The organism is Gemmatimonadaceae bacterium, assembly GCA_019752115.1.
GTDB lineage: Bacteria > Gemmatimonadota > Gemmatimonadetes > Gemmatimonadales > Gemmatimonadaceae > Gemmatimonas.
Map to the genome: position 1 here is coordinate 207789 of JAIEMN010000019.1, position 19350 is coordinate 227138.

Annotated in this window: 22 protein-coding genes; 17 read left to right on the top strand and 5 right to left on the bottom strand. The window is 68.3% G+C overall.

Going from position 1 to position 19350, the window contains the following annotated elements:
* The first annotated feature begins 26 nt into the window (after positions 1-26).
* The 5 genes from K2R93_09350 (at position 27) to ruvA (ending at position 3258) form a co-directional block, all read left to right on the top strand.
* The gene (locus tag K2R93_09350; protein ID MBY0490030.1) at positions 27-419 is read left to right on the top strand and encodes a hypothetical protein; all 393 of its coding nucleotides are present in this window, start codon (positions 27-29) and stop codon (positions 417-419) included.
* A gap of 7 nt (positions 420-426) precedes the next feature.
* Complete coding sequence (locus tag K2R93_09355; protein MBY0490031.1) at positions 427-1266, top strand: AAA family ATPase; 840 nt, start codon at positions 427-429, stop codon at positions 1264-1266.
* Between the two features lie 155 nt (positions 1267-1421).
* A complete protein-coding gene (locus K2R93_09360; protein MBY0490032.1) occupies positions 1422-2165 on the top strand; it encodes a YebC/PmpR family DNA-binding transcriptional regulator in 744 nt (247 codons plus the stop codon).
* Positions 2165-2668, top strand: coding sequence for a crossover junction endodeoxyribonuclease RuvC (ruvC, locus tag K2R93_09365; GenBank protein ID MBY0490033.1), 504 nt, complete (start codon positions 2165-2167; stop codon positions 2666-2668). Before K2R93_09360 ends, ruvC begins: the two co-directional genes overlap by 1 nt.
* Positions 2665-3258: a Holliday junction branch migration protein RuvA gene (ruvA, locus tag K2R93_09370; protein ID MBY0490034.1), complete on the top strand. Its 594-nt coding sequence runs from the start codon at positions 2665-2667 to the stop codon at positions 3256-3258. Before ruvC ends, ruvA begins: the two co-directional genes overlap by 4 nt.
* 80 nt (positions 3259-3338) lie before the next feature.
* Here the strand turns inward: ruvA and K2R93_09375 are convergent, their stop codons facing one another.
* The 5 genes from K2R93_09375 to K2R93_09395 all read right to left on the bottom strand — a co-directional run bounded on the left by K2R93_09375 (position 3339) and on the right by K2R93_09395 (position 8338).
* Positions 3339-4952: a M20/M25/M40 family metallo-hydrolase gene (locus K2R93_09375; GenBank protein MBY0490035.1), complete on the bottom strand. Its 1614-nt coding sequence runs from the start codon at positions 4950-4952 to the stop codon at positions 3339-3341.
* Between the two features lie 64 nt (positions 4953-5016).
* Positions 5017-5433 carry a PepSY domain-containing protein gene (locus K2R93_09380; protein MBY0490036.1) on the bottom strand — a complete coding sequence of 139 codons (417 nt, stop codon included), beginning with the start codon at positions 5431-5433 and terminating at the stop codon, positions 5017-5019.
* 78 nt (positions 5434-5511) lie between these two features.
* Positions 5512-7089 (bottom strand): ABC transporter permease, encoded by a 1578-nt coding sequence (locus K2R93_09385; protein MBY0490037.1) that lies wholly within the window; start codon positions 7087-7089, stop codon positions 5512-5514.
* Positions 7089-7829: an ABC transporter ATP-binding protein gene (locus tag K2R93_09390; protein ID MBY0490038.1), complete on the bottom strand. Its 741-nt coding sequence runs from the start codon at positions 7827-7829 to the stop codon at positions 7089-7091. Before K2R93_09390 ends, K2R93_09385 begins: the two co-directional genes overlap by 1 nt.
* Positions 7826-8338, bottom strand: coding sequence for a DUF3299 domain-containing protein (locus tag K2R93_09395; protein ID MBY0490039.1), 513 nt, complete (start codon positions 8336-8338; stop codon positions 7826-7828). Before K2R93_09395 ends, K2R93_09390 begins: the two co-directional genes overlap by 4 nt.
* Before the next feature lie 85 nt (positions 8339-8423).
* On the opposite strand from K2R93_09395, the gene ruvB reads away from it, so the two are divergent.
* From ruvB to lgt, 12 genes are all read left to right on the top strand, one after another.
* A complete protein-coding gene (gene ruvB / locus K2R93_09400) occupies positions 8424-9452 on the top strand; it encodes a Holliday junction branch migration DNA helicase RuvB (protein MBY0490040.1) in 1029 nt (342 codons plus the stop codon).
* Positions 9453-9528: 76 nt separating this feature from the next.
* The gene (gene queA, locus K2R93_09405) at positions 9529-10614 is read left to right on the top strand and encodes a tRNA preQ1(34) S-adenosylmethionine ribosyltransferase-isomerase QueA (protein MBY0490041.1); all 1086 of its coding nucleotides are present in this window, start codon (positions 9529-9531) and stop codon (positions 10612-10614) included.
* A gap of 643 nt (positions 10615-11257) precedes the next feature.
* The gene (gene tgt, locus K2R93_09410; GenBank protein ID MBY0490042.1) at positions 11258-12352 is read left to right on the top strand and encodes a tRNA guanosine(34) transglycosylase Tgt; all 1095 of its coding nucleotides are present in this window, start codon (positions 11258-11260) and stop codon (positions 12350-12352) included.
* On the top strand, positions 12349-12699 hold the full coding sequence (yajC, locus tag K2R93_09415; protein ID MBY0490043.1) for a preprotein translocase subunit YajC: 351 nt from the start codon (positions 12349-12351) through the stop codon (positions 12697-12699). Before tgt ends, yajC begins: the two co-directional genes overlap by 4 nt.
* 10 nt (positions 12700-12709) lie before the next feature.
* Positions 12710-13255, top strand: a complete 546-nt coding sequence (gene def, locus K2R93_09420; protein MBY0490044.1) for a peptide deformylase — start codon at positions 12710-12712, stop codon at positions 13253-13255.
* An 18-nt stretch (positions 13256-13273) separates the two neighbouring features.
* Positions 13274-14245: a methionyl-tRNA formyltransferase gene (gene fmt / locus K2R93_09425; GenBank protein ID MBY0490045.1), complete on the top strand. Its 972-nt coding sequence runs from the start codon at positions 13274-13276 to the stop codon at positions 14243-14245.
* A gap of 5 nt (positions 14246-14250) precedes the next feature.
* Complete coding sequence (gene rsmB, locus K2R93_09430) at positions 14251-15606, top strand: 16S rRNA (cytosine(967)-C(5))-methyltransferase RsmB (protein MBY0490046.1); 1356 nt, start codon at positions 14251-14253, stop codon at positions 15604-15606.
* Positions 15603-16115 (top strand): PASTA domain-containing protein, encoded by a 513-nt coding sequence (locus tag K2R93_09435; protein ID MBY0490047.1) that lies wholly within the window; start codon positions 15603-15605, stop codon positions 16113-16115. Before rsmB ends, K2R93_09435 begins: the two co-directional genes overlap by 4 nt.
* Positions 16112-16777, top strand: a complete 666-nt coding sequence (rpe, locus tag K2R93_09440) for a ribulose-phosphate 3-epimerase (GenBank protein ID MBY0490048.1) — start codon at positions 16112-16114, stop codon at positions 16775-16777. Before K2R93_09435 ends, rpe begins: the two co-directional genes overlap by 4 nt.
* A complete protein-coding gene (locus tag K2R93_09445; GenBank protein MBY0490049.1) occupies positions 16774-17325 on the top strand; it encodes a TlpA family protein disulfide reductase in 552 nt (183 codons plus the stop codon). Before rpe ends, K2R93_09445 begins: the two co-directional genes overlap by 4 nt.
* 17 nt (positions 17326-17342) lie before the next feature.
* The gene (tsaD, locus tag K2R93_09450) at positions 17343-18410 is read left to right on the top strand and encodes a tRNA (adenosine(37)-N6)-threonylcarbamoyltransferase complex transferase subunit TsaD (protein MBY0490050.1); all 1068 of its coding nucleotides are present in this window, start codon (positions 17343-17345) and stop codon (positions 18408-18410) included.
* Between the two features lie 3 nt (positions 18411-18413).
* A complete protein-coding gene (gene lgt / locus K2R93_09455) occupies positions 18414-19229 on the top strand; it encodes a prolipoprotein diacylglyceryl transferase (protein ID MBY0490051.1) in 816 nt (271 codons plus the stop codon).
* Positions 19230-19350: the final 121 nt, after the last annotated feature.

The window sequence follows — 19350 nt, forward strand, 5'->3', positions numbered from 1 at the left end:
TAGCAGGGGGGGTGTAGATTTGGCCCGTGCACACCGAGCCCCTTCCGTACGCCCTCGAGCCGCTGCGCTTCCCCTTTCCGGCCCTGGCCGCCCTGGCGGGACGTCTGCCGCTGGGCGGTGGTCGCGAAGTCGCGCTGGCGGCGCTCATGACCGCCCGCCTCGCGCAGGGGGTCTCCAGCGCTGACGCCCTGCACCCGGCCGATCGCGTCTCCCGCGCGGCCGCGGCCAAGGTCTGGCTGGCCTCGCTCGCCCTCCCCTCCACCACGCGCGCGCCCTTTACCCGGGCCGTAGACGCCACGACCGGTACGGCGCTGCAGGTGGCCGGCGCGCTCCGCTCGCTCGTGGCCGCCGCCGGCGCCCATCTCGACGGCCCGAGCGTGCAGGAGTTGGAGCGCCTCGCGCGCACGCTCGCCGGGTAAGCGCCGCGTGACGCACCATTCCGACATCTCTCCGCTGACGCGCGTCGTCGCCCGCCTGGACCGCGCGGCCGCTGGCGATGTGGACGCCGGGATCATCCCGACCTACTTCCCGTCGATCGACCGCGCCGTCGGCGGCGGCTTTCGGCGTGGAGATCTCATCGTCATCGGTGGCGACGACAGCAGCGGCGCCTCATCGCTCGTGCTGGCCATCGCCCTGCGCTGCCGCGAGCGAGCGCTCGTCCTCACCACCGAGATGCACGCCGAACGCGTCTACGAGCGCGCACTGGCCATGTCGGCCAAGGTGCCCCTCGAGTCGCTGCGCCTGGGCGTGGTCCAGGACGGGGAACGCACCCGGCTCGCCGCCGCCGCCACCATGCTGCGCGACGCCGCCCCCGTCGTGGACACGCTGTCCCAGGGCGGCCTCGCCGCCGTGGAACGGGCCGTCGAGGCGTCGCCGGAGCTGCCGCTGGTCGTCGTCGACGCGCTCGAAGGGCTGCTCGACGTCCCCACCGGGCAGGAGGAGGCGCTCGGCTACATCCTCCTCGGCCTCAAGCGGCTCGCCCTGCGCCGGAACGTGGTAGTGCTGGTCACCGTGCACCTCCCGGTCCTCGACCGTCAGCGTGCCGACCGCCGCCCCCGCCTCAGCGACTTCGGACTCGCCGGCGCCGCCGGCACCCACGCCGACATCGTGGCCGGGCTCTACCGCGAAGAGCTCTACGAAGCCGACCTCGGCGTCTCCGGCGCCGCCGAACTCCTCCTCCTCAAGCACCGCGACGGGCCACGGAGCTACGTGGACCTGTACTTCGATGCGCGGTTTGGGCGGTTTGAGGACGTACTGGAGGAGTAGGCTGGCGGTTGGCTAACTTTGGGTGTTCCAACTGATCAGTGATGGGTTTCGGGCGAGAGGTCATGGGTGCTGGGTAACCCACAACCCACGACCAAGAACCCGCGACCCACGACTGATCCGTTCCACCCCACCGCACCGCCCGACCCGGAATACCCATGGCTGGCCACAGCAAATGGAAGCAAATCAAGCACTACAAGGCCGCCACGGATAAAAAGCGCGGCGCGCTCTTCACGCGCCTGATTCGTGAAATCACGATGGCCGCCAAGCTGGGCGGCGGCGATCCGGCGGGGAATCCGCGGTTGCGTACGGCGATCGACAACGCCAAGGCGAGCTCGATGCCCAAGGACAACATCGAGCGCGCCATCAAGAAGGGCACCGGCGAACTCGAGGGCGTGGACTACACCGAAGTGCTCTACGAGGCGTACGGGCCGGGCGGTGTGGCGATCATGATCGCCGCGGTCACCGACAACCCCACCCGCACGGTGGCCGACGTGCGCCACAAGCTCTCGCGCAACGGCGGCAACATGGGCACGAGCAACTCCGTCGCCTTCATGTTCGACCGGAAGGGGCAGATGACCGTCCCCGCCGAGGGCGTGAGCGAGGACGCGATCATCGAGGCGGCGCTCGAAGCCGGCGCCGATGATGTGTCGAACGAGGGCGAGGTGTTCGTGATCACCACCGAGCCGGCGGCGCTGCACGCCGTGAAGGAAGGGCTCGAGGCCAAGAAGTACAAGGTCGAAGACGCCGAACTCGCCTGGGTGCCCAAGAACACCGTGAAGGTCGAAGGCGAGAACGCGGCCGCGCTCCTCAAGCTGCTCGAAGCCCTCGAAGAGCTCGACGATGTGCAGAAGGTCGACGCGAACTTCGAGATGGACGAAAGCGCGATGGCCGACGCGTGATGAAACACCCGTCGCTGGTGCTCGGGATCGACCCGGGCACCGCAGTGACGGGGTATGGCGTCGTCCGCTTCGACGGACGCGTCGCCACGCTGGTCGAGTGCGGGGTCATTCGCACCGCCGCCAGCGAACCGCTCCCCAAGCGGCTGCATGACATCCACACCGGCGTCGTCGAACTGCTGGAGCGCCACCAGCCCGACACCCTCGCCATCGAGGATGTCTTCTACGCCAAGAACGTGCGGACCACGGTGGTACTCGGGCACGCCCGCGGCGTCGTGCTCCTCGCCGCGCAGGAGCGCGGACTCGTGATCCACGAGTCCGCGCCCACGGAGATCAAGAAAGCGATCACCGGCACCGGCGCGGCCACGAAAGAACAGGTGCAGTTCATGGTCACCCGGCTGCTGCGCCTCAAGAGCGCCCCGCAGCCGGCCGACGCCGCCGACGGAGTCGCCGCCGCGCTGAGCGTCTGTATGTCTCCCGTCCTCCGCCTCACCCTGCCGAAATGATCGCCCAGATTCGCGGTGCCCTCGTCTCCAAGGATCTCGATCGTGTGGAGCTCATGACCGCCGGCGGCGTGGCGTACGAATGCCTCATCCCGCTCTCGGTCTTCGAGACGCTCCCCAACGTGGGCGGTGAGGCGACGCTCTTCACGCATCTCTCCGTGCGTGAAGACGGTTGGCATCTCTACGGCTTCAAGCACGCCTACGAGCGGGCCGTCTTTCAGCGCCTGCTCACCGCCAAGGGCGTCGGACCTGCGCTGGCGCTGGGCATTCTCTCAGCACTCACCCCCGACCGCGTGGTGAAGGCGCTCCGCGAGAAGGACATCACCACCCTCATGCGCGTCCCGCGCGTGGGGCGGAAGAAGGCCGAGCAGATCATTCTCGACCTGTCGGACAAGATCGACCAGGTGGGCGCTGCCCCTACGGGTGCCGGACCGAGCACCCCCATCGCCGACGACGCCACGCGGGCCCTCCTCGCCCTCGGCTACAATCAGACCGAAGCCGATCGCGCGATCCGCGCCGTGATGGAAGCCGGCGGCGGCGCGGATGTGAGTGTGGTCGTGCGAAAAGCCTTGGCGCGGTTGACGACGAAGTAACCGCAGTTCCCGCACCACGTATACGTGTACGTATACGAACTACGTATACGTGGTACGTATACGAGGTGCGCGAAAGCGGTTTACCGGCGACTCCCGGTCGAGTTGCGCATTACAGGCCCACAGGCCGGCAAAGTGATGGGCTGCCCATTCTGCCCCTTCGGCAGCGGATCCACGAGCACCTTCGACGAGGGCTGCGCGTCCTCGCTCGCCAGATACGCGAACATCGCGACCAGCGTCGCGTTCTGCTTCAGGTCATCCACCATGACCTTGTCGAACGAATCGCGGTTAGTGTGCCACGTGGTGTAGCTGTAGTCCCAGGAAAGCGCATTGAGCCCGATCGAGGGCGCGCCCCAGCAGCGGAAGCTCGCGTCGTCGGAACCGCCGCCGATGCCGCTCGTGCCGGCCAGCCGAATAGTCTTGGTCAGCTCGGCCGGCATCTCGCTCATGTACTTCGCGAGCCGGGGGCCGTTCTCCGGGTGGAGTCCCGGCCCGGTGCCCACGATGCGACCGGTGCCGTTGTCCTGATTGAACGAGAACTGCAGCCCCTTCACCACCTCGGGGTGATCGGCCGTGAACGCGCCGGAGCCAAAGAGCCCCTGCTCTTCGCCGCTCCAGTGTCCCACGAGAATGGTGCGGCTCGGCTTGGGGAGCACCGTCTTCAGAATGCGCAGCGCCTCGAGCATGGTGATGCTGCCGGTGCCATTGTCGGTGGCGCCGGAGTGCCCTTCCCAGCTGTCGAAGTGCGCCGAGAGCACCACGTACTCGTTCGGCTTCGTGGCGCCCTTGATCTCGGCGATGACGTTGAACACCGGCTGCTCACCCTGCGCCTCCGATTCGGCCATCAGCGTGACCTTGGGGCCCTGCCGCTTCTGCGCGAGACGGAACAGCAGCCCATAGTCTTCGCAGCCGACATCGAGCGTGGGCAGCGCACTGTTGCGCGGCGAGCCGAAGATGCGATCGATCCCCGGATAGTTGGACCAGTTGTGCTCGAACACCGCCACGGCGCCGGCCGCCTTGAGATCGGCGTAGAACGAGGGGACGCGCTGCGTGATGCCGGCATACGTGGCACTCAGCTCGCGCTGCGCCGAGTCGAGCGCGGCACGGCTCTCGTCCGTGGCGAACTCCATCACCTGCTGCGGGCTCCGGCAGGTCAGGCGCGGCGCACTCGCCAGCACGATCTTCCCCTTCACCGAGGGGAGCCACGCGCGGTAGTCGTCCACCGAGAGATAGGGCTTCGCGATGACAACATCGCCATCCACCCACTCCCCATTCGTGCTGCCACTCCACGAAAGCATCATCGCTTCGATGGGCTTCACGCGCGGCGCGGTGAGCTGCACGAACGCCGCGCCGCGCTTCCACGAGTTCCACGTGCCGTACGCTTCCTTCCGCGCTGGTACGCCCCACGACTGGTACGTGGCCAGCAGCCAATCCTGGCCGCGCTGCATGCCGGGCGAGCCGGTGAGCCGCGGGCCGATCGAGTCCATCAGCACCTGCGCGAGCGCGCCCGCCTGACTGCGGGTCATGCCCTCGTCCCACAGCTTCTGGATGACCGGATCACTCGGCGGCGCGGTGCGCACGTACGCCGGCGCCGGCGTAATGGGCAGCCCGAGTGGATTCTTGGTGGTTTGCGCGAGAGCCGGCACGGCGGCGGCCCACGTGGCTAACGCACAGATCAGGGCGCAGCGTGGAGTCATGGGATGAACAGCAAAACGTGACATGGAGACGGTGGAGCGGGAACAGCGTTATGGAACCGCCAGCTCATCCACCACGACGTGGGCGCGCACCGGAATCCGCCTTGGCACCCTTGGGCTTCACCTTGCCCTCGGCAGCCTTTTCCTTCGCTTCCTGCGCCGGCGATTCATGCTCGGTCTTGACCAGCGCGCCGGTCATGGCATCCACGAGCACTTCGTCCTCTCCTTTCTTCCCCTTTTGCGTGAAGCTGAAGACGAACACCAGCTTGCCGTCTTCCTTCTCGATCTCGGCTTCCTTGAGCGTGCCGCCGGGGACCTTGGCCTGTGCCGTGGCCAACGCGGCCTCAGGCGTCACCTTCGCCTGCTTGAGCATGCCCGGCTTCTCTTCCGAGACCTTGAGCGGGCTCCCCTGCGCCATTGCCGCCGAGGTCCCGCATACCAGCATCAGCGCCGTGAACCCTGCCACAAATTTTGGTTGCTGCATCTGCCGCTCCGGTGAAGTGTGGGGACACGCATAGACACCGCGCGTGACCGCGCGCTGACAACCATCGCCTTCAGCGCCTCACGCGCGCGGTGACAACCCGTCCACGAGGCTCGTGCGATACGCCTTCCACGCCGGGACAAATCCGATCAGCACACCGGCGCTCATCACCACGGCGAGATACGTCCACTCCGTGCTGCCCAGCGGGCGCAGCGCGAGGTGCAAGCCAAAGCGCTGCTCGATGGGCTGCTGCGCGAGGGCGAGACCGCCATACACGAAGGCCACGCCAATTACGCAGCCGAGGAGCGCCAGCAGACCGCTCTCGAGCACCAGCAGCGCGATGATCGTGCGCGGGCCGGCACCGATGGCGCGCAGAATGGCCATCTCCCGGCGGCGCGCCTCAAGCGACGAGTAGAGCGACACGAGCATGCCGGTCAGACCGATCGCGACGGCGAAGATCGCCACCACGCGCAGGCCCACTTCGGCGCTGCCGATGTTCTGCCACAACTCACCCAGCGCGACGCCGGGGATGATGGCCGTGAGCGGCTCCACGAGGTCGGTGTTCATCTCGCGCTGCAGCATCAGGGCTTCGAAACGGTTCTTGGTGCCGACGAAGAACGCGGTGATCTGGTCGTCGCCGTGATCGTGCGGGGCTTCGGCGTCCGCAGCGGGCGCGGCCGGCGCCGCAGCCTTTGGCGTTGCGGTGGCCGCCTTCACCACGGCCTTGGCCTTGGCGGCCGCCGCTTCGACTTGCTGCACGACCGCCGGCGGGGGCTCGGCCCCCGGCATCACGAGCGGCGTGCCGGGCGGGGGTGCGGCGCCCGGCATCACCGTCGGTGTTCCCGGCGGCGGCGACGCGCCGGGCATCGCCGCCGGCGTCCGCGGGGGCGGGGTCATGGCCGCCGCGCGCCGCTTGTTCGCCTCGCGAATGCGCGCGGCCCTCGAGGTATCCACACGCGCGGCCGGCTTGCGTGTTGTCGCCGCAGGCGCTGCGATCGGCGCGACAGACGGGGCCGCCGGCCCTTCGTCGTGCATCGCCTCGATCCCTTCGAGCGTGACGTACACCGCCCGATCGATCGGTGTGAACGTGCGCGCCAGAATGCCCACCACATGGAATGGGTGCGCCTCATGACTCGACGTCCCGATATCCCGCAGCCCGTGGACCACCACGACCGGTGTGCCGAGCTGGTACTTGAGCCGCTCGGCCACTTCGCTGCCGATCACGACCTCGGTATCGGCGCGCGCTGCACGCCCCTGCGCAAAGACGATCCGGCCGTCTTTGCGGAAGCGATAGCGCCGATAGAACTCCTCGGTGGTGCCCACCACGCGAAAGCCGCGGTGACTGTCGCCGAGCGAGTACGGCACCACCCACTTCACCGCCGGGTGCGCCTTCCAGCGCTCCATCGTGGAGAGCTTCACGCTGCCCGCCGGGGATCCGATCCCGAACACGGTACTGAGCAGCACCTGCAGGGTGCCGCCGCGCGCGCCCACGATGAGATCGACGCCGCGAATGGTACCGGCAAAGCTTTCGCGCACGCCGGCGCGCACAGTTTCGATGCCCACGAGCAACGTCACCGAGAGCGCGATCGACGCGACGGTGAGTGACGTGGTCAGCAACCGACTGCGCAGCGACTTGAGGGCAAGACGCGGAATCAGCATCAGGCGTCCGCCCCCACGCGCGCTGCCGTATTGATCTCGGCCAGCTCCACGATGCGCGAGAACATCGGCATCAGCGTGTGATCATGACTCACGAACACGAGCGTGGCGTTGGCTCGCTTGCAGGACGCGAAGAGCAATTGCAGAAACGCTTCGCGGCGATCGGTATCGAGCGCACTCGTCGGCTCATCGGCGATCACCACTTCGGGATGCCCAATGAGCGCGCGGGCCGCCGCGACGCGCTGCTGCTGCCCCACGCTCAACTCGCCAATGGGGCGCTCGAGGAACTGCTTGATGTCCAACTCGGTGGCGATCGCCGCGACCGCCTCATCGATGCTTTGCGGCGCGAGTCGCGCCTTGCGCGCGGCCTCGAGGCGGATGGGGAGCAGAATGTTCTCCCGCACCGACAGATACGGAATCAGGTTGAACATCTGGAACACATAGCCGAGGTGCCGCGCGCGGAAGGCATCGCGGGCGCCGCTCGACATCGTGCTGAAGTCCTGTCCGAGCACCTTCACGTGCCCGCTCGACGCCTGCAGTACCCCCGCAAGAAGGCCGAGCAGCGTGGTCTTGCCACTGCCGCTCGGCCCATGCAGGAACACCGTCTCGCCCCGCGCGATCGACAGCTGATCGATCGCGATGACGTCACGCCCGGCCTTGTAGGCGAAGCGGACCTTCGAGAGCTCGACCGCCGAGGCTCCTGCCGGCCCGTTGGCCGGCAGCGCATCGGGGTTCGCGCTCATTTCGACGAGTAAGGCTCGACCTTGAGACCTTCAAGCTGATACCCCACGGTGCCGTACGGGCTCTCGACCGACGAGATCTTGAGCTTGCCCGACATCCACACCGCATCGAACAGGTTGAGCTTCACGGCCTTCTTGCCGCTCATGCCCACCATCACGATCTGGTTCGGCGGCGGCGGCGGCGTGTGCACGCAGGCGCCGTAGTACGGCACCAGCAGGAACTCGGCGCCTTCCTCCTGGAAGTCGTCGAGCGGCACCACGAAGCCCGGAATGCGCACCGTCTTGCCGTCGAGCTTCTTGAGCGTGTCGGTGGCCTTGCCGTTCGTGTAGTCGAGACCGGCGAGGACGCGCCAATCGATGTTCACCGCCTCGTCAGCGGCCGGCGCAGGGGCCGCCGCGGCCGGCGCGGCCTTGACCTTCGGGGCCGGCTTGACCGGCGTAAACGCCGCCGTGGAGGCCACCAGAGCGGCCACACCAGCGAGCGAAGCAAGAGCAGACAGGCGTCGAGTCATGGGTAAGGGCTGGAGACAATGAAAGATACGCACCGGTAGCCCCCGGCGTTCCGCCGTTCGTCTTTCTTTCGGTATATTACCCCCCATGTCCCGCCCCGAAATCACGACCCCTGAGGCCCTCTCCGACGAGGGGGTCGTCGAGCTCTCCCTCCGCCCGCAGCGGCTGGCCGAGTTCATCGGCCAGCAAAAGGTCAAGGAGAGCCTCGCCATCGCCATCGATGCCGCGCGGGGGCGGAAGGAACCGCTCGACCACATCCTCTTCTTCGGCCCGCCCGGCCTGGGGAAGACGACGCTCGCCGATCTGATCGCGCGCGAGCTGGGCGTGAACCTCACGACCACCTCCGGGCCGGCGCTCGAAAACCCCAAGGACCTCGTAGGGCCCCTCACGAATCTCCGTGAGGGCGATGTCCTGTTCATCGACGAGATCCACCGGCTGCGCCCGATCATCGAAGAGTTCCTCTATCCGGCGATGGAGGACTACAAGATCGACATCCGCCTCTCCGAGGGCCCTAAGGCGCAGACGGTCACGATGCCCATCGAGCGCTTCACGCTGGTCGGTGCGACCACCAAGCTCGGGATGCTCACGTCGCCGCTCCGCGCGCGCTTCGGGATCCTGCACCAGCTCGCGTTCTATCCGACCGACGAACTCGAGTTCATCGTGCGACGCACCGCCGATGTGCTCAAGGTGGAGATGGACGCCGAAGGCGCCCATGAGATTGCGCGCCGTTCACGCGGCACACCGCGCGTCGCCAACCGCCTGCTGCGCCGCGTGCGCGACTACGCCCAGGTGCGCGCCGACGGGCGCATCTCCCTCGACGTGGCCCAGGCGGCGCTCGCGCTTTTGGACGTCGACCACTTTGGCCTCGACGACACCGACACGCGCCTGCTGCGCGCCATCATCGAGAAGTTCGACGGCGGCCCGGTGGGACTTGGCACCATCGCCGCAGCGATCGGCGATGACCCAGGCACCATCGAGGAAGTGTACGAGCCGTTCCTCGTGCAGCACGGCTTTCTGCAGCGCACGCCGCGCGGCCGCGTCGCCACCGCGCACGCCTATCGGCACCTCGGATTCGTTCCGCCAGCGGGAAGCGCCGAGCAGCCCGGCCTCTTCTAGCACCGCGCGCGATTTCCGCGCGGGGTGGCGCGCAGGATTGCGCTGGCGGCCGGTTTCGGTTGTCTTTGTCCCGCGTATGTCCACCGAGCCCGCACCCGTGGACGTGCCGCTCCCCCACGATGCGCCCAAGGGGAGCCGCACCTCCGACTATGACTATGATCTGCCGGACGCACGCATCGCGCAGCGGCCGGTCGAGCCGCGCGATGCGAGCCGCATGCTGGTCGTCGATCGCGCCACCGGCTCCCTCGCGCACCGCACGTTCCGCGACGTCGCCGAGCTGATTCCCGAAGGCGATGCGATCGTGCTGAACACCACCAAGGTGTTCAAGGCGCGCCTGCTCGGGCATCGTGACAGCGGCGGCCCCGCGGAAATTCTCCTCCTGCGGCCGCTCGACGAGACGCACTACGAAGCGATGATCCACCCGGGTGGCAAACTGCGACCGGGGCGCATGGTGACCATCGCGCCGGGCTTCCGCGTGGAGATCGTGGACGCCACCCCGCGCCGCACGCGCGTCGTGAAGCTGCACGTGGACAGCGGCTCGGTGACCGACGCCATCGAGGCGCACGGCCACGTGCCGCTGCCGCCCTATATCGAGCGCGCGGATGAACAGAACGACACGACGCGCTACCAGACGGTCTACGCGAACGAAGCGGGCTCTGTCGCCGCGCCGACCGCGGGGCTCCACTTCACGCCGGAGCTGCTCGCCACGCTCGAACGCAAGGGCGTCGAACGGGTGAACGTGCTGCTGCACGTGGGCGCGGGCACCTTCCGCCCGGTGAGCGACGAAGATCCGGCGCTGCACGTGATGCACGAGGAGTGGTGCGAAGTCACCGACGACGCCGCGCAACGCCTCAACGCGGTGCGGGCCCGCGGCAACAAGATCTGGGTGATCGGCACCACCGGCGTGCGCACGCTGGAGACGGCGACAGGGCGCGACGGCATCGTGCAGCCGTTCCGCGGGGAGACGAACATCTTCCTGCGCCCGCCGTACGAGTTCCGCGGGGTGGACCATCTGATCACGAACTTCCACCTCCCCAAGAGCACGCTCATCATGCTCGTCGCCGCCTTCGCCGGCTACGATCTCACCATGAGCGCTTACCGCACTGCGGTGGCCGACGAGTACCGCTTCTACTCGTACGGCGACGCCATGTGCCTCATCTAGCTCGCAGCGCTTTCGCGATCGTCTGGCGGTTGCGGGGCTGAGATTGGTGCGGGGGGCGGGAGCGCGACGCCGCGCGCAGCGGGGAGTCTCCGGGGTTCGGAAACCGCTGCGCGGTTCCGAAGCCCGGAGACCTCCCCACTGCGTCGGCATCGCGCCCCCGCCCTGACGCAGGTACGGCCCGGTATCCGACGTCCGACATCGCGCGCGGCGCTTCGCTGGCGCGCGGACGTCGGACGGCCGAATACTCGGCGTGTCCTTCGCGCGCGGCCATGCGGGCGCGTGCGCATGGTGAGGTCGCAGCCAGCGAGACGGCGCGAGCCCTTCGATTCGCAGAGTCCTGCCCAAGTCCCGACCGCCAGCGAGCGCAGCGAGCGTCGCACCCAGAGGTCGGAGGCTGTTCGCAGTCCCCGCCGGGGCTGGCGGTGACGGTCCGCACGCGGCGGAGGTCTCCGGGCTTCGGAACGCGCAGCGTTTCCGAACCCCGGAGACTCCGTCGTGGGGGGACCGTCACCGCCAGCCCCCCCCGCGACGAACCCAAAGAGCCCCTCAGAAAGCCGGCCGAAATCGCTAGCTTGCGGGCGTGACCACCCCGTTCAAGTTCGAGATTGAGGCCCACGACGGCCACGCGCGCGCCGGCACGTTCATGACGCCGCATGGGCCGGTGCAGACGCCGCAGTTCATGCCGGTGGGGACGCTGGCGTCGGTGAAGGCGCTCGACCCCGAGGACCTGCACCGGCTCGGCGCCACGATGGTGCTGAGCAACGCATACCACCTGCGCCTCCGGCCAGGGGACGACCTCGTCCGGACCATGGGCGGGCTCCACCAGTTCATGCAGTGGAGCGGCCCCATGCTCACCGACTCCGGCGGGTTCCAGGTCTTTTCGCTGGAAGGACTGCGGGCCATCAAGGAGGAGGGCGTCGAATTCCGGAGCCACCTCGACGGCTCCAAGCAGCAGTTCACCCCCGAGTCCGTCATGCGCATCGAGCGCAACCTCGGCGCCGACGTCATCATGCAGTTCGATCACGTCGTCCCCGGGCAGTCGCCGCACGACCTCGCCAAGGAGGCGATGGAGCGGAGTATCCGCTGGCTCGAGCGCTGCCGGACCGAGTTCAACCGGCTGCTGGTCGAGGACACGCTCGCCCCCACCCCGGTCCAGGCGCTCTTCCCCATCGTGCAGGGCGGCATTCACGCCGACCTGCGCCGGGATTCGGCGCGCGCCATTCAGGGCGTCGGCGACTGGGTCGGCTTTGGCATCGGCGGGCTGTCGGTGGGCGAGGCCAAGCCCGACATGTACGCCGTGCTCGATGTCGTGAACGAGGTGCTCCCGACCGATCGGCCGCGCTACCTCATGGGCGTCGGCTTCCCCGAAGATCTCGTGGAGGGGGTCGCGCGCGGCGTGGACCTCTTCGACTGCGTCGCCCCCACCCGCATGGGACGCACCGGGGCCTTCTTCACGACCACCGGCCGGCGGAGCATCAAGAACGCCGCCTGGCGGCTCGACTCGTCCCCCTTGGATGAGGCCTGTACCTGCCCGGCCTGTACCCGGTTCTCCAAGGCGTATATCCGGCATCTCTTCGTGGCCGAAGAGATCCTCGGACTCCGCCTCCTGAGCCTGCACAATGTACATTTCCTCGTTGCGCTGATGCGCGATGCCCGGGCCGCCATCCAGGCCGGCTCGTTCGAGGGCTGGAGCCGGGATTGGCTCGCCCGCTACCACTCCGGAAAGACTGCCTCATGACCGTGCCCGTTTTCGCCAGCCTTGCCCTGCTCCAGACCGCCGGGACCGCCGGGATCGCCCAGATGCTGTTCATGTACGGCGCCATCTTTGCGATCTTCTACTTCGTGCTCATCCGCCCGCAGCAGAAGCAGCGCAAGGATCACGAGGCGCGCGTCCGCCAGCTCAAGAAGGGCGACGAAATCGTGACCGCCGGCGGCATCGTGGGCGAGGTCGTCCACATTGCCGCGCAGGGAAAGGACGGCGCGGCGTCGCTGAACGACCGCATCACGATCAAGTCGGGTGAATCCAAGCTCATCGTCGAGCGCGGCCGCATCGCGGCCATCGGCGGCAGCGCGCCCGCGGCGTAACGAGGGCCCCGTGTCGCTGCTCGACATTCACGTCCTCGGCTCGCCCATCCTCCGCCAGGAGACGGAGCGCGTCGATCAGATCACCCCGGAGCTCCGCCGTCTCATCGACGACATGTTCGAGACGATGGAGAAGGCCAAGGGCGTCGGCCTCGCCGCCCCGCAGGTCGGGCGCCGCGAACGCCTCTGCGTGGTGGACGCCGATGACACGCGCCTCGTGGTGATCAATCCTGAGATCATCCACCACGAAGGCGGCATCGTGCGGGGCGAGGAAGGGTGCCTTTCGATCCCTGAGATCTACGCTGACGTGGACCGCCACGCGCGGGTGACCGTGCGCGCGCAGGACATCGACGGCAACTGGTACGAAGTCGAGGGCGCCAATCTCCTCGGCCGCTGCCTGCAGCATGAGATCGATCACCTGCACGGCAAGCTCTTCACCGATCGCCTGAGCCTCCTCAAGCGGCGCGCGGCGATGAAGCAGTGGGATCAGGAAAAGCAGCAGTACCCGAAGAACCTGCGCGTGCTTCCCGTGGGCGATCTGCCCCCGGAAGACGAGTAAGGGGCAGGTTCCGCTCGCGTGCGCATTCTCTTCTGGGGGACGCCCGACTTCGCCGTGCTGCCACTCCGGGCGTTGCTCGGCGAGGGGCACGATGTCGTGGGCGTCGTCACGCAGCCCGACAAGCCGCGTGGCCGCTCGCGCACGCAGCTCGATCCCTCGCCGGTCAAGAGGGTCGCGCTCGAAGAAGGGCTGCCCGTGCTGCAGCCCGACAAGCCGCGGGGCGACGCCTTCGAAGCCGAGATGCGCGCCCTCGCGCCCGACATCTCGGTCGTCGTGGCGTATGGGCGCATTCTCCCCAAGAGCGTGATTGACCTGCCGCCGCACGGCACGCTCAACATTCATGCCTCGTTGCTCCCGGAACTGCGCGGCGCCGCGCCCATTCAGGCGTCGATCCTGCAGGGGATGCCCGAGACTGGCATCACCATCATGCAGATGGTGCCCGCGCTCGACGCCGGGGACATGCTGCATGTGCTGCGCACACCCATCGGCGTCGATCAGACCTACGGCGAGTTGCATGACACGCTCGCCGAAATGGGCGCACTCGCCATCGTGCAGGCGCTGGCGATGATCGAGGCCGGGGTCTCGCGCCCCGTCCCGCAGGACGACGCGCAGAGCACCTACGCACCCAAGATCGAGCGCGACATGGCCCGGCTCGACTTCACGAAATCGGCCGTGGACGTTTCGCGGGCCACGCGCGCCTTCGATCCGCGCCCGGGGGCCTTCGCCGCGCTGCGCGAGCAGGATGTGAAGCTCTTCGGTGCGCGTCTCGTGGGCACCGGCAGCGATGCCGATCTCGACGAGCCTACGCGCAGCAGTCCGCCGGGCACGGTGCGCAGCATCGGCGACGACGGCCTCCTCGTGCGCTGCGGCGAAGGCGCCGTGCGCTTTCTCGACGTGCAGCCAAGTGGGAAGCCACGCATGACCGCCGCTGCCTGGGGCCGCGGCCGCGGCGCGCAAGCGGGCGATCAGTTCACCACGTCCGCGTCGTGAGCAGCGTGGCTCGTCCTCCGCATCGCCGTCACGCGTCGCCGTCGGGCTCCGGCGCCGGCGTCACCGAGTCGCGCGTCGCAGCCGCACTCATCTGCGCCGATCTCCGCGCGGGGCAGCTGCTCGACGCCGCCTTCGAGAAGCGCACGCCGCCACTCGATGCGCGCGACCGCCGCTGGGTGCAGGAACTGGTCTGGGGGATGCTGCGCACCCGCGGCCGCCTCGATGCCATCCTGGCCGCGCGCGTGCGTGGCGGCCTCGCCAAGCTCGATGCCGATGTGACCGATCTGATGCGCCTCGGAGCCTACCAGCTGCTCAGCATGGACAGCGTGCCCCCGTACGCGGCCATCGGGCAGACGGTCGAGCTCATGAAGCGGCGCCATGGGATCGGCGCCAGCAAGCTCGCCAACGCCGTGCTGCGTCGCATCGATCGCGAGCGCGCCGAGATTGAGCCCGAGGTCCCCACCGACCCACTCGAAGCCCTCGCGCAGCAGTACTCGCATCCGCGCTGGGTCGTCGCACGCTGGGTCGAGCGCTGGGGCACCGACGAAACCGCTCGGCTCCTCGCGGCCAACAATGCCCCCGCGCACATCGTCGTGCGGCCATATGGCGTGTCGCGACAGGCGCTCGCCGAGCAGCTCGCCAGCGCCGATATCGATGCGCATGACGTGCCGCTCGTCCCCGACTCCCTGCGCCTGCCCACCGGCGTGGCGCTCACCGAGCTCGGCGCGTTCCGGCAGGGGCAGCTCTATGTGCAGGATCCGGCGGCCACACTCGTAGTGCAGTACGCGCACGTGCCCGAGGGCAGCGTCGTCGCCGATCTCTGCGCCGCGCCTGGCAGCAAGGCGCTCGAACTCTCGCGCCGCGCCGCGCTCGTGATCGCCGCCGATCGCAGTGCCGCGCGCGTGCAGCGCATGATCGACGGCTTCACGCGCGTGCACGCCACCCGCATCGACGCCATCGTGAGCGATGCCACCGAGCCATCGGTATCGCTCATGGACGCCGTGCTCGTGGACGTCCCCTGCACCGGCACCGGCACCTTCCGCCGCCACCCCGATGCGCGCTGGCGGCTCAAGGTGAGCGACTTCGCGGTGGTGGGCATGGCCCAGCGCGCGATCCTGCGCGCGGCCGCCAAGGTCGTGAAGCCCGGTGGGCTGCTCATCTACAGCACCTGTTCGCTCGAGCTGGAAGAAAACGACGAGATGATCGACCAGTTCCTTGCGCAGCACCCCGAGTTCACGCTCGAGGCGCCGCCCGCGGGCGTCGTCCCCGAGGCGGTGCTCGACAACGGGCGCCTGCGCGTGCTGCCGCAGCAGCATGGCTTCGACGGCGCGTTCGCCGCGCGCCTCCGGAGGGCCGCATGAGCGCCGCCAGGAAGACGGGCGCGTCACCCGCGCGCACCTGGCTCGTGCGCGGCGTCGTGGCACTGCTCCTTGGCGGGGCGCTTGGTGCCGGCGCCGGGGTGTTCACGGTGAACAAGCTCGAACCCGGCCGTGGCAACGGCGTGGATTCGCTGCAGGTCATGCTCGACAGCATCGCCAAGGGGCGCCTCGCCGCCGACAGCGGTGTCCCCACGCCCGCCGCGCCCGCGTCGTCCAAGCCCGACACGCAGGCCGCCGCCGTGGATTCGGTGCCCGTGCCCACCGTGGCCGATCTGGAAGAGGGCGCGGCGCGCAACGCCATTCGCGACGCCGGCCTGCTCGTGGGCGATGTCAGCTTTCAGGCCAGCACCAAGCCGGCCGGCACCGTGCTGTCCAGCACGCCGGCCGCCGGCACCTTTGTGGCGCGGGGCACTCCGGTGCTGCTCACGTTGAGCGATGGCCGCCCCCCCACCGATACGTTCCCTTCGACTTTTTCGCCGGTTCGCCCATGACGGTTCGCATTGCCCCTTCGCTCCTCGCTGCCGACTTCCGCAAACTCGGTGACGAGATCGCGCTCGTCGAAGCCGGTGGAGCCGACTGGATTCACGTCGATGTGATGGACGGGCGCTTCGTGCCCAACCTGTCGTTCGGCGTAAAGGTCATCGAGGCGGCCCGGAAGTGCACGACCAAGGTTGTGGACTGCCACCTCATGGTGCTCGAGCCGGAGAACTACTTCGACGAGTACGTGAAGGCCGGCGCCGATGTCATCACCATCCACGCCGAAGCGGCGCCGCATCTCGATCGCCAGCTCACGCGCATCAAGGAACTCGGCTGCAAGGCCGGCGTGGCGCTCAATCCGGGCACGTCGCTGAGCGTAATCGAAGAAGTCGCGCACATGCTCGACCTGCTGCTGATCATGACGGTGAACCCCGGCTACGGCGGGCAGAAGTTCATCGAGTACAGCGTGGACAAGATCGAGCGCGCGCGCTTCCTCCTCGATCAGGCCGGGAGCACCGCGGTGCTGGAGGTCGATGGCGGCATCTCGCGCGACACGATCCATCGCTGCTGGAAGGCCGGTGCCGATACGTTCGTGGCCGGGAACGCCGTCTTTGCGGCCGCCGATCCGAAGGCGGAAATCGCGCTCCTCAAGAGCCTCTGCGCCGACGCGGTATGACCAATCGCCAGCAGTGGATGATCGTCGGCGGTATCGTCGCGCTGTTGGCCGGTGGCTCCATCGTGGCCTCGCGCTTCATGGGCGATGAGCTGGTGGATGTGAGCGTGGGCGTGCAGGCGCCAGGCTTCACGGTGCAGACCGTGGACAACACGCCGCGCACCAAGACGCTCACCGACTATCGCGGGCAGGTGCTCGTGCTCAATCTGTGGGCGACCTGGTGCGTGCCGTGCCGCAGCGAGATGCCGAGCATCGAGGCGCTCTACAAGGAGCTCGGCCCCAAGGGGCTCAAGATCGTTGCCGTGAGCGTGGACGAAGACGGCATGCAGCAGGAGATCCGCAAGTTCGTGCAGGAGTTCGGGCTCACGTTCGAGATTCTGCATGATCAGGCGGGCGTGATGCAGCAGATCTATCGCACCACCGGCATTCCCGAGACGTTCGTGATCGGCCGCGACGGCACGATTCGCAAGAAGTGGGTCGGTGCCGACGACTGGAACACGCCCGGCAACAAGCGGCTGCTCGAGCAGCTGCTCGCCGAACCCGCGCCGTAAGCGCCGCGTTGGCCAGCGTGCCCCAAGGCGTCCGGATTCTCGGCATCGAGACCAGCTGCGACGAAACCTCAGCAGCGGTCGTCACGGGAACGCCTGAGCGGCTGTCGCTCGACGGGCTCGTGATTCTGTCGCAGGACGTGCATCGGTTGTTCGGCGGCGTCGTGCCGGAGATTGCGAGCCGCCAGCATCTCACCGGGATCGTGCCGGCCGTGGAGCGCGCGCTCACCGATGCGAAGGTCTCGCTGGCCGACATCGACGCCGTGGCCGTCACCCACGCCCCCGGGCTCGTGGGGGCGCTGCTCGTCGGCACGAGCTACGCCAAGGCGCTGGCCTTCACGCAGGGCAAGCCGGTCGTGCCGGTGCATCATCTCGAGGGGCATCTTTTTGCCACGCTCCTCGAGCACGCGCACGCAACGCCTCCCTTCACCGCACTGCTGGTGAGCGGCGGCCACACGCTGCTGCTCGACGTCCCCGAGTGGGGGCGGTACCAGCGCCTCGGCCAGACGCGCGACGATGCGGTGGGTGAAGCGTTCGACAAGGTCGCCAAGCTGTTGGGCCTCCCGTACCCGGGCGGGCGCCCGATCGAGCAACTCGCGGCCACGGTGGAGTCGCCGCCACCCGACTCGCCGCACTGGTTTGCGCGCCCCATGCTGCGCCGCCGTGCGGTGGTGACCGACGAGGATTACTACGACTGCTCCTTCAGCGGCCTCAAGACCGCCGTGCTCTACGCCGTCCGGGCGTCCGAGAAGGCGGGGACGCTGGAACAGGACAAGGCGAGCATCGCCCGCGGCTTTCAGGATGCCGTGGTGGACACGCTCACCGAAAAGGTCTATCGCGCTGCCAAGGCCCACCGCCGCGGGCGCGTCGTGCTCGGCGGCGGCGTGGCGTGCAACCAGGCGCTCCAGCGCGCCCTCCGCGAACGCTTTGCCGGGCGGGGCGGCGAGGTCTTTGCGCCCTCCCCGCGCCTCGCGACCGACAATGCGGCCATGATTGCGGCGGCTGGGGTATTTCGATTCGCCCGCGGAGAAATCGGCAGCGCCGACTTCACCGCCCACGCGATGCTCCCGATCCCGGGTATCTTCTAAGGCATGTCCCCGATCATCCATCATCCCGCGGCCTTCAAGCTGGGCCCCGTCGAGATCACCGGCTTTGGCCTGGCGGTCCTCGCGGCCTTTGCCATCTCGCAGATCATCTGTCAGCGGGAGCTCTGGCGCCGGGGCCAGAATCTCGAGGCCGACAACATCCCCGATCTGGTGATGGCGGCGCTCCTCGGCACCCTGATCGGGGCCAAGACCTACTATGTCGTCCTCACCGGCGACCCGAGCGCCTTCCTGAGCCGCGGCGGTTTCGTGTTCTGGGGAGGCTTCATCGGCTCGGTGATCCTCTGCGCGGCGCTCATCGTGAAGCGGAAGCTCAACTTCCTCCGCATCGCCGATGTGGCCGGCATCGCCATCGCGGCCGGCTATTCGGTGGGGCGCACGGGCTGCTGGGCGGTTGGCGACGACTACGGCCGCCCCTTCTCCGGGCTGTTCGCGACCCAGTTTCCCGAGGGGGCGCCGCCGAGCACGGTGGCGATCATGTCGAGCCAGTTCCATGTGAGCTTCCCGGCCGGCACCAACCCCGCGGACGTCGTGTCGGTCTACCCCACCCAGCTCTACGAGACGCTGATGGGGTTCATCATGTTTGCCATCCTGTGGCGCTTCCGGAAGCACACCCAGCAGGCGGGGTGGCTCTTCGGCCTCTACTGCCTCCTGGCGGGCATTGAGCGCTTCATCGTGGAGTTCTACCGCGCCAAGGACGATGCGCTCGACGTGGGGCTCACGACGGCCCAGACGATCGCCATTACGGTCGGTACGATCGGGGTGATTTTGCTCGCCGTCCGGCGTCGCCCGACGACCGCGTAAGGGTTATTCCCGACCGCAGAACTCCCTATTGCGAAAACCCACCTGGGCCGTGTATTATCCGATAGACGCTTTGAGAACCATTCTCAACTAAGCCCTGTGGCCTCGCACCAGCTTCCCACCC

Coding starts and splice junctions, on each gene's coding strand:
- K2R93_09360 (MBY0490032.1), top strand. CDS start 1,422: ATGGCTGGCCACAGCAAATGGAAGCAAATCAAGCACTACAAGGCCGCC.
- ruvC (MBY0490033.1), top strand. CDS start 2,165: ATGAAACACCCGTCGCTGGTGCTCGGGATCGACCCGGGCACCGCAGTG.
- ruvA (MBY0490034.1), top strand. CDS start 2,665: ATGATCGCCCAGATTCGCGGTGCCCTCGTCTCCAAGGATCTCGATCGT.
- K2R93_09375 (MBY0490035.1), bottom strand. CDS start 4,952: ATGACTCCACGCTGCGCCCTGATCTGTGCGTTAGCCACGTGGGCCGCC.
- K2R93_09380 (MBY0490036.1), bottom strand. CDS start 5,433: ATGCAGCAACCAAAATTTGTGGCAGGGTTCACGGCGCTGATGCTGGTA.
- K2R93_09385 (MBY0490037.1), bottom strand. CDS start 7,089: ATGCTGATTCCGCGTCTTGCCCTCAAGTCGCTGCGCAGTCGGTTGCTG.
- K2R93_09390 (MBY0490038.1), bottom strand. CDS start 7,829: ATGAGCGCGAACCCCGATGCGCTGCCGGCCAACGGGCCGGCAGGAGCC.
- K2R93_09395 (MBY0490039.1), bottom strand. CDS start 8,338: ATGACTCGACGCCTGTCTGCTCTTGCTTCGCTCGCTGGTGTGGCCGCT.
- ruvB (MBY0490040.1), top strand. CDS start 8,424: ATGTCCCGCCCCGAAATCACGACCCCTGAGGCCCTCTCCGACGAGGGG.
- queA (MBY0490041.1), top strand. CDS start 9,529: ATGTCCACCGAGCCCGCACCCGTGGACGTGCCGCTCCCCCACGATGCG.
- tgt (MBY0490042.1), top strand. CDS start 11,258: ATGACGCCGCATGGGCCGGTGCAGACGCCGCAGTTCATGCCGGTGGGG.
- yajC (MBY0490043.1), top strand. CDS start 12,349: ATGACCGTGCCCGTTTTCGCCAGCCTTGCCCTGCTCCAGACCGCCGGG.
- K2R93_09435 (MBY0490047.1), top strand. CDS start 15,603: ATGAGCGCCGCCAGGAAGACGGGCGCGTCACCCGCGCGCACCTGGCTC.
- rpe (MBY0490048.1), top strand. CDS start 16,112: ATGACGGTTCGCATTGCCCCTTCGCTCCTCGCTGCCGACTTCCGCAAA.
- K2R93_09445 (MBY0490049.1), top strand. CDS start 16,774: ATGACCAATCGCCAGCAGTGGATGATCGTCGGCGGTATCGTCGCGCTG.
- lgt (MBY0490051.1), top strand. CDS start 18,414: ATGTCCCCGATCATCCATCATCCCGCGGCCTTCAAGCTGGGCCCCGTC.